Here is a 12636-nt window from a genome sequence, read left to right on the forward strand (position 1 = left end):
CTGCTTCGCCTCGGTGCGCGCGGCGGTGTCGGCCGGCGAGGGCATGCCCGCCGGACTGGGCAAGCAGGTCACGGAGCTGCTCGGCGCCCCCGTCCTGGAGCAGATCGGCTCCACCGAGGCCGGACACGCCTTCTGCGCCAACAGCTTCGACCACAACCACCCCGGCACCGTCGGTCGCCCCGTGCCCGGCTTCGAGGTCGAGCTCCGCGACCGCGCCGGCAACCCGGTACCCGACGGCGAGACCGGCGAACTCTGGGTACGCGGACCCACGGTCACCCCCGGCTATCTGAACCGGCCCGAGGAGACCGGGCGTGCCTTCGCCGGCGGCTGGCTGGCCACCCGGGACCGGGCCCGCCGTGAACCCGACGGCACCTACCGGCACCTCGGCCGGGCCGACGACATGGAGATGGTCGGCGGCATCACCGTCTCCCCGCTGGAGGTGGAGGCCCTGCTGCGCACGCACCCGGCGGTCCGGGACGTCGCCGTCGTGGCCGTCACCGACGAGCGCGGCGCCAGCAAGCTGCGGGCCTTCGTCATCCCCGTACCCCCCATCGCGGTGGGCCTGGAGGCCGAACTCATCCGCATGGCCCGCGACAAGCTGGCCGCCTTCAAGGTCCCCCGCAGCGTGAGCTTCGTGCCCACACTGCCCCGCACCGCGACCGGCAAGCTCCGCCGGCACCTCGTCCGCCAAGGAGCGTGGTGAGCCATGGCCGACACCATCGTCCCCCCAGAAAGGTTGGGCACCATGCGAGACCAGCAGCAGGCCGCTCGCCAGCCCGCACTCGCCGGTCGCGGCTTCTATCTGGGCTCCATGCTCAGAGAGGCCGCCGACCGCCACGGGCATGTTTTCGTCACCCTCGACCGGCCCCTCGACGTCAACCCCGACGTCGGCACCGACCTCAGCTACACCACCCTCGCCGATCTGGTCGACGAACTCTCCGGCCGTCTCTGGGAAGTGGGCGTCCGCCCCTCCGAAGAGGTGGTCGTCCACAAGACGGACAACGTCGACATCGTGCTGCTGACCTGCGCGGTCTCCCGTATCGGCGCCGTCCCCGTACTGCTGTCGCCCGGCCTCGCGGGCCCGGTCGTCGGACAGCTCCTCGAACGCCTGCACAAGCCCTGGCTGATCACCGACCGCGCCAAGCTCGAAGGCCCCCTGAAGGGCGTCGACCTCACCGGCCTCGTCCGCCGCACCCTCTCCGTCGACGACGCCCCCGGCGCCGAGCCGCTGCAGAAGTACGCCGGTGCCGCGACCCCGGCAGCCGTCCGCCTCCACCCTCGTGACCCCTCGTTGATCACGCACAGTTCGGGCACCACCGGCGTTCCCAAGCTGGCCGTGCACTGCCCGAACACCATGTGGAACCGGCTCGTCCCGCAGAAGGCGATGGGCTGGCCCACCCGGGGCGAGACCGCCGCGCTGCACATGTCGTTCGTGCACTCGCGCTTCTACCATCTGCTCGGCGTCCTGCTGCACTTCGGCAGCCCGCTCGTCCTCATCATCGACCCGGAACCGTCGAACGTGGGCCCGCTGCTGGCCCGCCACCGTCCCGGCATCGTCGAGACCCACCCCAACACCTTCGTGCTGTGGGAGGAGCTGGCCGACGCGCCCGGCGCACCGCTGTCCCGGGTCCGCTCGTACGGCTCCACCTTCGACGCCATTCACCCCCGTACGGTGCAGCGGCTCCTCGACGCCTCCAAGCGGCGCTCGCCGTGGCTGATCCAGCTGTACGGGCAGAGCGAGACGGGCCCGGTCGCCTTCCAGTGGTTCACCCGGCGCAGCGCCGCCCGCGCGGACGGGCGCCGGGTCGGGATCGGCATCCCCGGCTTCACCCGCGTCCGCGTCGCCGACGACTCCGGCCGACGGGTCGGCCCCGGCATCCCCGGCCGGATCGAGGCCCGCACCCGGGGCCGTATCCTCACCTACCTCGGCGCCCGCGAGCGCTACCTGCGCCAACTCGACGGCGGCTGGTGGCAGATGGGCGACATGGGCTACCAGAGCCGCTGGGGCGCCCTCTACCTCATCGACCGGGAGATCGACCAGATCGACTCCGTGCACAGCAACCTGGAGGTCGAGGACACCCTGATGTCCCGCCTGGAGGAGCTGCGCGAGGTCGTCATCGTGCCCGGCGCCGACCGCGAACCCGTCCCCGTGGTGTGCGTACGCGGCGAACGCCCCCTGGACCCCGAGCGCTGGCGCGAGGCCACCGCCGACCTGCCGGCCATGGCGGAGCCCAGGCAGTGGCGGTTCGAGGAGCTGCCGATGACGTCCACCTGGAAGGTCAAACGGGTGGAGATCACCCGTATGCTCGCCGAGGGCGTCCGCGCATGACGACGACCCCCGTCCTGGTCGTGGGCGCCGGCCCCGTGGGCCTCTCGGCGGCCCTCGCCCTGCGCGCCCACGGCCTCCCCGTCGTCCTGCTCGAAGCCGACCCCGAGGGCCGCGAACGACCGGGCAGCCGCGCCCTGTTCGTGCACCGCGAGACCCTCGAACTCCTCGAAGGGATGCGTCCGGGACTGGCCGCCGAGATCGCCGCCTACGGGCGGACCTGGCACACCAAACGCACCCTCTACCGTGGCCGCGAGGTGTACTGCCGCACCTTCCCGCCGCCCACCGGGACCCCGCCCTTCACCAGCCTCCGCCAGGTCGACACCGAGCGCTTCCTGCTCGCCGCCTGCGAGCAGGCCGGGGTGGAGTTCGTGTGGGACGCCCGGGTGACCGGCGTACGCACCGCCCCGGACCGGGTGACGCTCGCCGACGACAACGGCCGTACCTGGACGGGCACCCACGCCGTCGCCGCCGACGGCGCCCGCTCCGCCGTACGCCGCGAACTCGGCATCCCCCTCCAGGGCACCCACGGCGACGGCTTCCACGTCGTCGCCGACATCGCCGACCTCCCCGGCGCCGAACTGCCCCTGGAGCGCGTCTTCCACTACGAGCACCCGGGGCTCGGTGGTCGCAGCGTCATGCGGGTGCCGTTCACCGGCGGTTTCCAGCTCGACCTGCAGTGCCGCGACGACGACGCGGCCGAGGAGTTCGGCACCGAGGAGGCCGTACGGCGCTGGCTGCCGGAGGTCGTCGGCGACGGATACGGCGAGCGGATCCTGTGGGTGTCCACATACCGCTTCCTGTGCATGGTCGCCGCCGACTTCACCGACCCGCACCACCGGGTGCTGCTCGCCGGCGAGGCGGCCCATCTGTTCCCGCCGTTCGGGGCCCGCGGCATGAACAGCGGTATCGCGGACGCCGCCGCGGCGGCCCGGGCGATCGCCGACGGCACACCGGAGGCGGTCACCTCCTTCGCCGAGGTCCGGCGCTCGGCGGCCCTGTTCAACAGCGCCGCCGCCGGCACGGCCCTCGACCATCTGCGGCCCCGGCGCCGTATCGTCCGTGTCAAGCAGCGTGCGGCGGCGGCCCTCGCGCCCGTCGTGCCCGGGTGCGGCGCCTGGCTGGAACACGCGCCCTACGGGCCCCGGCACGGCTCCCCGGCCGTGGCGGGCCGCAAGTACTGAACCGGCAGGACCATCGGGACCATCAGGAGTGCTGAGTGACACAACCCGCCATCGCGGAAGGTCTGTCGATCTGGTCGCCCGATCGCGGCCTGTCCCCCGGCCCTGCGCAGGGCGGACGCCTGCTCGCCGCGGACTCGTGGTTGCTGCGCGACGGACGGGTACGCGCCTTCGACCGGCACCGGGAGCGGTTCCTGCGGGCCTGTGGCGAGTGCGGAGCGCCGCCCCTGGCCCGGGTCGTCGAGTTCCTGAGGGACATGACCGCCGCGCTGCCGCGCACGGGGGAGTGGTTCCCCCGAGTGGAACTCGCCGCCGGATCACTGGAGTTGAGGCTCCTGCTGCGGCCCGCCCCGCCCCTCACGGCCGACGTGCGGGTCTGGGCGGCCGGCCAGTTGGACCCGCGTACGGTTCCCCGCCGCAAGGGCCCGGACCTGGACGCCCTGGCCCGGGTACGCGGCCGGGCGTCCGGCGTCGGCGCCGACGAGGCCGTGCTGATCGCACCCTCCGGGCTGGTCCTGGAGGCGGCGAGCAACAGCGTGCTGTGGTGGGAGGGCGACACCCTCTGCCGGCCCCCGGAGCACTTCCCGCTGCTCGCCGGGGTGACCGTGGGGCTCATCCAGGACCGGGCGGCCGACCTCGGCGTGCGGGTCGCCCACCGGGAACGCTCCCTGGGTGAGCTGGAGGGCCGCGAGGTGTGGCTCGTCAACGCCCTGCACGGGATCCGCCCGGTCGTCGCCTGGACCGGCCGCCCGATGGCCGCCGGCCGGGCCGTGCACGCCCCGGAATGGCGGAAATGGCTGGACGGCCTCATGGAGCCACTGCCCGACAACTGAACCAATATAAAAACAGGCCGGCGCCGGGCCGCATTCAAGACGACCCGGCGCAATTCGGCGTTTCTGAATTATCGATCGAGAGCTTTTCCCGAAGAGTTTTCGGTCTACTTCTGGGCGGGCTGATAAGCCCCCGGAACCATCCGTGTCGCGATGGCGATCCGGTTGTACGCGTTGATCACGGTGGCCGCCCAGATCAGTGCCGCGATCTGCTCCTCGTCGAACACCTCGGCGGCTGCCGCGTAGACCGCGTCCGGCACCCGCCCGTCGTGGACCAGCGTCACCGCCTCGGTCAACGCCAGCGCGGCGCGCTCGCGGGCGGTGAAGAAAGGCGTCTCCTCCCAGGCGTTGAGCGCGTAGATCCGCTGCTCGGTCTCGCCCTGGGCGCGGGCGTCCTTCGTATGCATGTCCAGGCAGAACGCGCAGCCGTTGATCTGGGAGGCGCGAATTCGGATCAGTTCGAGAAGCTCCGGCTCGACCTTCGCGTCGCGCGCCGCGGAAACGGCGGCGGCGTGCAGGGAACCCATCGCGCTCGACACATCGGGGGTGATTTTCTTCAGGGCCACGCGAGATATGGAATCGCTGTTGCTCATGGGGAGAACTCTATATCCGAAATTCTCGCCGTGTAACTGTTTCGTCTCAACGGGACCCACACCACAACCACCGAGCCCCGAGCGGTGTCTAGGCAGACGGAACCAGCAAAGCGTATGAAAGGGAAAGAATCCCATGGGGGACATCGGTAGAAGAGGCGCGATCGCACTCACCGTCACCGGGCTGCTGACACCGCTCGCACTCGCGGTGGGCACCGCGCCCGCGCAGGCGGCGAGCTGCACGACGCAGACCGGGCCGTACCAGAAGCAGGTGGAGAAGTTCCTCGGCCGGCCCGTCGACGGCAAGCAGTCGGCCACCGACTGCCAGGCCATCAGGGCCTTCCAGACCAAGCACGGCATCACGCCGAACATCGGCTACGCGGGATCCGTCACCTGGGGCGTGATGGACCTGATGAACAAGCAGAAGGCCGTGGGCAAGAACCCCAACAAGGCGGGCAAGTGCCCGACCAACAAGGGGCGCATAGCCTGCGTGAACCTCACCCTCCAGCTGAGCTGGATACAGGACGGCAAGAAGCTCGTCTACGGGCCCGTGCCCGTGCGCACCGGCCGCGACGGCTACGAGACCCGCACCGGTCTGAAGAAGATCTACTGGCGGCACATCGACCACGTCTCGTCGATCTACCACGTCCCCATGCCCTACAGCCAGTTCTTCGACGGCGGCCAGGCCTTCCACTCCGTCGGCGTCAGCGTGTGGAACCCGCCCGGCTCCCACGGCTGCGTCAACATGACGAAGACCGACGCCAAGAAGTACTGGTCGCTGCTGAAGAACGGCGACGACGTCTATGTGTACGGCCGCAAGCCGGGCACCTGATCCGGGCACCCGGCTCCCCCTCACCGAAACGTCACTGCGGCGCGTCCCCGAAGTCCGGGATCTCCAGCCGCACCCCACCCTGCCGCGCGGACTCATGGGCGACGATGCCCGGCAGGGTGTAGCGGGCCGCCACCCAGGCGTTCACCGACGGCAGCGTCCGGGTGTTCACGGCGGTCACGAAGTCGTCCACCAGGAAGTGGTGGCTGCCCTCGTGTCCGTTGTGCAGATGGTCGAACTCCCGCGGCAGCCGCGACCGGTCGTGCACCGGCGCCGAGCCGGAGGTGAAGGCGGCCCGCAGCTCCGGCGCGATGTGCTGGAGGGAAGGATCGTCGGGAGACATGGTGGGCTTGGGCTCAAGCAGCTCGCTGATGTCCTTCACGCCCTTCTTGTCCTGCCACAACGCCACCGTGGCCAGCTGTTCCATGCTCGCCTCGGTGCCGAAGAAGCGGAAACGGGACTCCCGTATGTGGGACGGGTAGCCCACCCGCCGGAACTCGTTGGTACGGAACGAACCGCCGCCCGCCACCTCGAACAGCGCGGTCGCGTTGGAGAAGTCGTTGCCGAACTGGCTGACCTCCTTGTCGAACACCCCGTCCCCGCGCCCGTCCACGACTCCGATCGCCGACACGCTCACCGCGTGCGTCTGCCAGGCGCCCAGCACCCCGCCCACCGAGTGCGTCGGGTACAGCAGCGGTGGATAGCTCGCGGTCGCCTTCCAGTTCTCGCCGCCGCTGTACTGGTACGCCTCGTAGAACCCCAGATCCATGTCGTGGACGTAGTCGCCCTCGGCGTAGAAGAGCCGCCCGAAGGCGCCCTCGGCGATCTGGTCGCGGGCGTGCACGGTCGCCGGGTTGTACTGGCTGGTCTCACCCATCATGTACGTCAGCCCGGTCGCCCTGACCGCGTCGATGATCGCCGCTATCTCCTCCGTCGTGATCGCCATGGGGACCGCGGAGTACACGTGCTTGCCGGCGTTCAGGCCCTGGAGCACCAGGGGCCCGTGCGTCCAGCGCTGGGTGAAGATCGCCACGGCGTCGACCGCCTTCGACTCCAGCATCGCCTCGTACGAGGGGAAGGTGCCGGCCAGGCCCTGGGCGGCGGCCAGTCGCTCCGCGCGTTCCGGCAGCAGATCGGTGACATAGACGTCACTGACGCCCGGGTGGGCGTGGAACAGCGTGGCGAACTGGCCGGAGAACTGGCCGGCGCCGACGATGCCGAGGGAGAACGTCATGGAGGGGATGCCCTTCACTGGTCGAGAGATCACTGCGAGAGGATGAGGTTGATCTGGTCGTTGGTCTCGTCGAGGCCGCTCACCGGCTTGCCGTTGCCGTAGATGGCCTCCATCTCGGGCTGCATGAGCGCCGTGACGTCCGCCGCGTAGTTGGTGATCGGATAGGAGAAGGTCCGGAAGTTCTTCTTGTCGGCCACGGGTTCGGTGAACGCCGAGACGTCGATGCCCTTCTTCCCGTAGGCGGCGACGGCGGCCTCGGTGCCGGCCGGGGTGGCGGGGAAGACGACCCCGTACCTGCCGACGACGGTCTGGCACTTGTCGGAGGCCAGGTACTTCACCCACTTCCGGGCGCCCGCCTTGTTCTTGGAGGCCTTGCTGATGGAGTCGGCGAGGCCGTTCATCATGGTGGCGCGCCTGCCGGTGGGCCCGATCGGAGTGACGGCGCTCCTGATGTCCATGCCCTTGAAGCCGTCATAGGTGGAGATCATCCAGGCGCCGTCGAAGGTGGCGGCGGCCTTGCCCGCCGCGACCTGGGTGTTGGCCTGGTTGGACTGGACGTTGTAGTCGGAGAAGGGAACCATGTAGCCCTTCTCCGCCAGGCCGAAGTACCACTTGATCACGGACTGGAAGGTCTCGCTGTCGTACTGGTACTTCGTGCCCCAGCGCGCCTTGTCCGTGTAGCTCCACCCGGCCGAGGCGGTGAAGGGGCTCCACTGTGTCTGCCCGTCGGCGTAGCCGCCGCCGTTGCTGGCGAGGCCGTACACCTTGACGTTGTCCTTGTCGAAGCCGGGTTCGTCGCCCCGCCTGCCGTTCCTGTCGACGGTCAGGTGGGCGATGGCCTTCTCGAAGGTGCCGCCGCCCTTCGGGTTCCACTCCAGGTCGCCCAGCTCCTCTGCGGTGAGACCGGCGTCCTTCGCCATCTTCTCGTTGTAGAAGAGCGCGACGGTGTCCCAGTCCTTCGGGGCGCCGTAGCGGTGGCCGTCCTGGCCGATCCAGTTGGCGGCGAGCCCCGGCTGGTAGTCGGAGTCGTCGATGCCGAGGTCGTCCAGCGGCTCCAGCACCTTCAGATCGGCGAACTGGCCGAACTTCTGGATGTGGTCGGTGAACACGTCCGGCTGGGTGCCCGCGATGAACCCGGCGGTGAGCTTGGTCCAGTAGTCGCTCCAGCCCAACTGGGTGATCCTCACCTTCAGTCCGGGGTTCTCCTTCTCGAAGCCCTTCGCGCAGGCCTGGTAGGCGGGCAGTTGGTTGGCGTCCCACAGCCAGTACGTCACCGTGTTCGCGGACGCCCCGGTGCCGTCGCCCTGCGCGCAGCCCGACACCAGGGACAGCGTCAGCGCTCCGGCCAGTGCGGTCAACGTACGAAGTCGCATGGTCGTTCCCTCACTTGATCCCGGTGAAGCCGATGGAGCTGACGATGCGGCGGGCGAAGCAGGCGAACAGCACCAGCATCGGCAGCGCGGCGATCAGGGTCGCCGCGGTCAGGCCCGACCAGTCCACGCCGGTCGCCGGGGTCTGCGCCCGGAAGATCGCCAGTGCCACGGTGAGCACGCGCGAGCTGTCGCTGTAGCTGACCATCAGCGGCCAGAAGTAGTCGTTCCAGGAGGTGATGTATGTCAGCACGGAGAGCGTGATGATCGGTGTGGACGCCATCGGCAGGATCACCCGGAAGAAGATGCGGACCTTCCCCGCCCCGTCGAGCAGCGCCGCCTCCTCGACCTCGTGGGGGATGTTCAGGAAGAACTGCCGCAGGAAGAACACCGCGAACGGCGTCATGAACAGGCTCGGCAGGGCGATGCCGAGCAGCGAGTCCACCAGGTGGAGCTGCTTGATCAGCACGAAGTTCGGCAGCAGAGTGAAGAGGGTCGGCACCATCAGCCCGGCCAGGAACAGCCCGAACACCGTGTCCCGGCCCCGCCAGCGCAGCCGGGCGAAGGCGTAGGCGGCCATCGCGGAGAAGAAGATCTGACAGCCGGTGATCAGGGTCGAGACGATCACCGAGTTGAGCAGATACCGCCAGAAGTCGAGCCCGCCGCCCGCGCCGCCCTGCGCGATCGCCTCCTCGGCGGACTGGAGCCCGAGGGCCCGTTCGAAGCCGCTGGTGGTGAGATCGACCGGGAGCGGGTTCGCGGGGTCCGCGTTGAGCCCGGCGTTGGTGGAGAGCGAGGTCCGCAGGATCCAGTAGAACGGCAGCAGGGTGATGAGGACGATCAGCCCCAGCACGGTCCAGGCGGCGGCCCGCCCGATGGAGAGGCGGCGTCTCGTCGGTCGTACGGTCGGCTGTGTCGTCGAGGGTGCGGCAGGCGCCGCCGGTGTGGTCAGGGTGGCCATGTCGGTGTCTCCCTCCGTCCTTCCGTCAGCCGAGGTCGCTCTGGCCGGCCCTGGTGAGCCGGTACTGCAGGACGGTGATCGCGCTGAGCACGACCAGCAGGGCGACGGACATCGCCGAGGCGTAGCCGAACTGGAAGCGGCCGAAGGCGGAGCCGTAGATGTAGTACTGGAGCACGTTGGTCGCGTTGGCGGGGCCGCCCGCCGTGGTCACGGCCACGGTGTCGAAGACCTGGAACGAACCGATCACCGTCATGATCAGCACGACCGCCAGCACCGGCCGCAGCAGCGGCATGGTGACCCGCCAGAACATCCGCCACTCGCTCGCGCCGTCCACCTTGGCCGCCTCGTACACGTCGTTCGGGATCGCCTGGAGACCGGCGAAGAGAAGCAGCGCGGTGTAGCCGACGTGCCGCCACACATTGATCAGGGCGATCGTGGGGATGGCCCAGGTCTCGTCGGCGAGGAACGGGATGCGGTCGACGCCGAGGGCGCCGATGATCTCGTTGCCGATGCCGAGCTGGGTGTCCAGGATCCACAGCCAGACCAGACCGGCGACCACGTTGGACATCAGATAGGGCGTGAGCACGATGCCCCGCAGCACGGCCGACTGCGTCAGCCGTTGCAGCAGTACGGCGATGGCGAGGGCGGCGACGGTCTGCACACCGATGTTGATCACCACGTACTCGACGGTGACCGTCAGCGAGTCCCAGAAGATGGGGTCGTTGACCATCCGCACGTAGTTGTCGAGCCCCACCCACTCCGCCGGGGTGAGCAGGTTGAAGCGGGTGAAGCTCAGATAGATGCCCCGCAGCGTCGGCCAGAGCAGGAACACCAGAAAGCCGAGCATCGCCGGGGCGATGAACACGGCGGCGAGTACGCCGTCACCTCGCCGACGGATCGGTGGACTGCTGGAGGCGATGGTCATCGTGGCTCCCTCATCGGCGGCTCTGCCTCAAGGCCTGGGTCACTTACTTTTGTCGCGAAATAATTCTTGCGTCAAGAGCCTGACGAACATCTGTTGAGGGTCTCCTTGAGGAGGAGATCCTGATCTAAGGTGGACTAGTTACTTCCATTGCAAAAGAAATCACATGTGGGAGCCTGACCTCCATGACCGCACTCGCCGCCAGTTGGCTGCCGCTCAGTCCCGGGGAACGCGCGGTGGCGATCGAGGTGCTCGTCCACGGGCCGCTCTCGCGCACCGAGCTCGCCCGGCGCCTCGGCCTCTCCGCGGGCAGCCTCACCCGGCTGACGAAACCGCTGATCGAGTCGGGGCTGCTGATCGAGACCGCGGAGGGCGCAGCCCTCCCCGAGACCCGGCAGGGGCGCCCCTCTCAGCCGCTGGACATCGTCGCCGAGTCCCGCTCCTTCATCGGCTTCAAGATCACCGAGGACATGGTGTACGGCGTCGTCACCACCCTCAGGAGCGACATCGTCACCCGGTACGACCGCCCGCTCACCACGCACGACCCCGAGCGCGTCGCCGACCAACTCGCCGACATGGCCGGCGAACTCGCCCGCACCCACCCCTCGCTCGCCGGTATCGGCATCGGGGTCGGCGGCCTCGTCGAGCACCGGGCGGTCGTCGGCGAGTCACCGTTCCTGGACTGGCGGGACGTACCGCTCGCCGAACTCGTCGAGGAACGCACCGGGCTGCCGGTGGTCGTCGAGAACGACGTCGCCGCGCTCGTCGAGGCCGAGACCTGGTTCGGCGCGGGGCGCGGACTCGACCGTTTCGTCGTCCTCACCATCGGCGCGGGCATCGGGTACGGGCTCGTCCTGGGCGGCAAGCGGGTGTCGTGCGCCGAGGAGGACCGGGGGTTCGGCCGCCACTGGATCGTGGACCCCTCCGGGCCGCTCACCCCCGACGGCGAACGCGGCAGCGCCGTCTCGATGCTGAGCATCCCCAGCATCCGCTACCAGGTCCAGGCCGCCACCGGGCGCGAGGTCACGTACGAGGAGGTCCTCGCCCGGGCCGCCGCCGGTGAGCCCATGCCGGCGCGCGTCGTCGACGAGGCGGGGCGCGCGCTGGGCACCCTCGTGGCCCAGATCTCCAACTTCGTGATGCCGCAGAAGATCCTGCTCGCGGGGGAGGGGGTCGGGCTCATGGAAGTGGCCGGGAAGGCGGTGGACGAGGCGATCCGAGCGAATCGGCATCCGCTGGCCGCGCCGGTTCCGCTGGAGACCAAGGTCTCCGACTTCCATGACTGGGCTCGGGGGGCCGCCGTGCTGGCCATTCAGGTGCTTGTGCTCGGGGAGACGGAGTCCCAAACGGGGGCGTAAGCGCAGAGTGATCAGGTTCACGGTCCGTAATGTCTGAAGTGGGACCTTTACTCACGTCGGCTTCACGTTCGAGGTCATATGGTTTACAGCATGTCCACTAGCTCTGATGTCGTCCTGGAAAGAACGGTACGAACTGCCGCCGAGGTCAACGAGGAGATCCGGGCCCTTTGGTTTCGGAGCGGTGGGATGTTGAACCGGGAGCAGCGGAGCGAGTACGAGCGGCTGGTTCTGGAGTGGGCCGCGGCCCAGTGAGGTGACGCGGGGATCGTCTGCCGGGTTCTGTAGGCGGCCGGCTGCGGGTTGGGCGTGGCTGGTCGCGCCCACGCGGCGGTAGCCGCAACTTCAACACAGCCCCGCGCCCCTGGAGAGGCGCGGGGCGCGTCCTGTCTCAGGACGCGCCCCCTTCTTCTCTCTTTCTCAGCCCCAGCTCTGTGAGTACTGGCGGCGGTAGGCCGCCCTGTCCTGTTCTGTGCGGATGAAGCGGGTGGCTGCCAGGGCGACCAGGCTGCCGGCGATCACCAGCATGCCGGGGCCTATGTTTCGGGGGTCGGCCAGACGGTCCAGGAGGTCGGAGGCGGCGCCGGCGGATTCCACGGGCTCCAGGGCGCCCGGCTGGACGGCGCCCGGGGCCGCGCCCTGGGAGCCGGGGGCCGACGCCGGGGCGGAGGTGGCGGCGGTCGGTTGGGTGGCCTGGGGGAGGCCGGCGAGCTGGACGCCGAGGTCGTCGAGGGCGTCGGTCAGGGGCTGGAAGAACGTGGTGCCGCCCTCCTGGCAGTCGCCGTTGCCGCCCGAGGTCACGCCGAGGGCCACACCTTCCGAGAACAGCGGGCCGCCGCTGTCGCCGGGTTCGGCGCACACGGTGGTCTCGATGAGCCCGGTGACCGTGCCCTCGGGGTAGTTGACCGTCGCGTCGAGGCCGGTCACCTCGCCGTCCCGGAAGCCGCTGGTGCTGCCGCTGCGGAACACCCGCTGGCCGACCGCCGCCTCACCGACGGAGGTGATGCGCACCCCGCGTCCGTCACCGACGGCCACCAC

13 protein-coding genes are annotated in these 12636 nt (G+C 69.6%); 7 read left to right on the forward strand and 6 right to left on the reverse strand.

All coding sequences use genetic code 11. The features are described 5' to 3' along the window. The 4 genes from STRIP9103_RS36135 to STRIP9103_RS36150 all read left to right on the forward strand — a co-directional run. The coding region (locus STRIP9103_RS36135; protein WP_048821607.1) for an AMP-binding protein at window positions 1–703 on the forward strand (703 nt) is incomplete at its 5' end. A gap of 3 nt (window positions 704–706) precedes the next feature. Then, window positions 707–2329, forward strand: a complete 1623-nt coding sequence (locus tag STRIP9103_RS36140; protein WP_009331294.1) for a class I adenylate-forming enzyme family protein — start codon at window positions 707–709, stop codon at window positions 2327–2329. Then, window positions 2326–3510 carry an FAD-dependent monooxygenase gene (locus STRIP9103_RS36145; RefSeq protein WP_009331285.1) on the forward strand — a complete coding sequence of 395 codons (1185 nt, stop codon included), beginning with the start codon at window positions 2326–2328 and terminating at the stop codon, window positions 3508–3510. Before STRIP9103_RS36140 ends, STRIP9103_RS36145 begins: the two co-directional genes overlap by 4 nt. Before the next feature lie 35 nt (window positions 3511–3545). After that, window positions 3546–4340, forward strand: coding sequence for an aminotransferase class IV (locus STRIP9103_RS36150; RefSeq protein ID WP_009331298.1), 795 nt, complete (start codon window positions 3546–3548; stop codon window positions 4338–4340). A 104-nt stretch (window positions 4341–4444) separates the two neighbouring features. Here STRIP9103_RS36150 and STRIP9103_RS36155 read toward each other — a convergent pair whose 3' ends face one another. Continuing rightward, entirely contained in the window at window positions 4445–4930 is a 486-nt protein-coding gene (locus tag STRIP9103_RS36155; protein WP_048821608.1) for a carboxymuconolactone decarboxylase family protein, read from the reverse strand. Between the two features lie 133 nt (window positions 4931–5063). Between STRIP9103_RS36155 and STRIP9103_RS36160 the strand changes: the two genes are divergently transcribed. Next, window positions 5064–5759, forward strand: a complete 696-nt coding sequence (locus tag STRIP9103_RS36160) for a L,D-transpeptidase family protein (protein WP_009331300.1) — start codon at window positions 5064–5066, stop codon at window positions 5757–5759. A 31-nt stretch (window positions 5760–5790) separates the two neighbouring features. Here the strand turns inward: STRIP9103_RS36160 and STRIP9103_RS36165 are convergent, their stop codons facing one another. The 4 genes from STRIP9103_RS36165 to STRIP9103_RS36180 are packed head-to-tail and all read right to left on the reverse strand — an operon-like array spanning window position 5791 to window position 10246. Next, entirely contained in the window at window positions 5791–6990 is a 1200-nt protein-coding gene (locus STRIP9103_RS36165; RefSeq protein WP_048821612.1) for a Gfo/Idh/MocA family protein, read from the reverse strand. A gap of 29 nt (window positions 6991–7019) precedes the next feature. After that, on the reverse strand, window positions 7020–8363 hold the full coding sequence (locus tag STRIP9103_RS36170) for an ABC transporter substrate-binding protein (RefSeq protein ID WP_009331292.1): 1344 nt from the start codon (window positions 8361–8363) through the stop codon (window positions 7020–7022). Window positions 8364–8373: 10 nt separating this feature from the next. Further along, a complete protein-coding gene (locus STRIP9103_RS36175; protein WP_009331303.1) occupies window positions 8374–9321 on the reverse strand; it encodes a carbohydrate ABC transporter permease in 948 nt (315 codons plus the stop codon). Window positions 9322–9346: 25 nt separating this feature from the next. Next, on the reverse strand, window positions 9347–10246 hold the full coding sequence (locus STRIP9103_RS36180; RefSeq protein WP_009331309.1) for a carbohydrate ABC transporter permease: 900 nt from the start codon (window positions 10244–10246) through the stop codon (window positions 9347–9349). Window positions 10247–10428: 182 nt separating this feature from the next. On the opposite strand from STRIP9103_RS36180, the gene STRIP9103_RS36185 reads away from it, so the two are divergent. Beyond that, window positions 10429–11601, forward strand: coding sequence for an ROK family transcriptional regulator (locus tag STRIP9103_RS36185; RefSeq protein ID WP_048821609.1), 1173 nt, complete (start codon window positions 10429–10431; stop codon window positions 11599–11601). A gap of 90 nt (window positions 11602–11691) precedes the next feature. After that, on the forward strand, window positions 11692–11853 hold the full coding sequence (locus STRIP9103_RS50945) for a hypothetical protein (protein WP_181800300.1): 162 nt from the start codon (window positions 11692–11694) through the stop codon (window positions 11851–11853). Window positions 11854–12018: 165 nt separating this feature from the next. Here STRIP9103_RS50945 and STRIP9103_RS36190 read toward each other — a convergent pair. Then, window positions 12019–12636, reverse strand: a 618-nt coding sequence (locus tag STRIP9103_RS36190) for a S1 family peptidase (protein ID WP_048821610.1), incomplete at its 5' end; no start/stop codon positions are given.

This window comes from Streptomyces ipomoeae 91-03, assembly GCF_000317595.1.
In the GTDB taxonomy this organism is placed as follows: domain Bacteria; phylum Actinomycetota; class Actinomycetes; order Streptomycetales; family Streptomycetaceae; genus Streptomyces; species Streptomyces ipomoeae.

Coding starts and splice junctions, on each gene's coding strand:
- STRIP9103_RS36145 (WP_009331285.1), top strand. CDS start 2,326: ATGACGACGACCCCCGTCCTGGTCGTGGGCGCCGGCCCCGTGGGCCTC.
- STRIP9103_RS36180 (WP_009331309.1), bottom strand. CDS start 10,246: ATGACCATCGCCTCCAGCAGTCCACCGATCCGTCGGCGAGGTGACGGC.
- STRIP9103_RS36155 (WP_048821608.1), bottom strand. CDS start 4,930: ATGAGCAACAGCGATTCCATATCTCGCGTGGCCCTGAAGAAAATCACC.
- STRIP9103_RS36165 (WP_048821612.1), bottom strand. CDS start 6,990: ATGACGTTCTCCCTCGGCATCGTCGGCGCCGGCCAGTTCTCCGGCCAG.
- STRIP9103_RS36185 (WP_048821609.1), top strand. CDS start 10,429: ATGACCGCACTCGCCGCCAGTTGGCTGCCGCTCAGTCCCGGGGAACGC.
- STRIP9103_RS36160 (WP_009331300.1), top strand. CDS start 5,064: ATGGGGGACATCGGTAGAAGAGGCGCGATCGCACTCACCGTCACCGGG.
- STRIP9103_RS36170 (WP_009331292.1), bottom strand. CDS start 8,363: ATGCGACTTCGTACGTTGACCGCACTGGCCGGAGCGCTGACGCTGTCC.
- STRIP9103_RS36140 (WP_009331294.1), top strand. CDS start 707: ATGGCCGACACCATCGTCCCCCCAGAAAGGTTGGGCACCATGCGAGAC.
- STRIP9103_RS50945 (WP_181800300.1), top strand. CDS start 11,692: ATGTCCACTAGCTCTGATGTCGTCCTGGAAAGAACGGTACGAACTGCC.
- STRIP9103_RS36175 (WP_009331303.1), bottom strand. CDS start 9,321: ATGGCCACCCTGACCACACCGGCGGCGCCTGCCGCACCCTCGACGACA.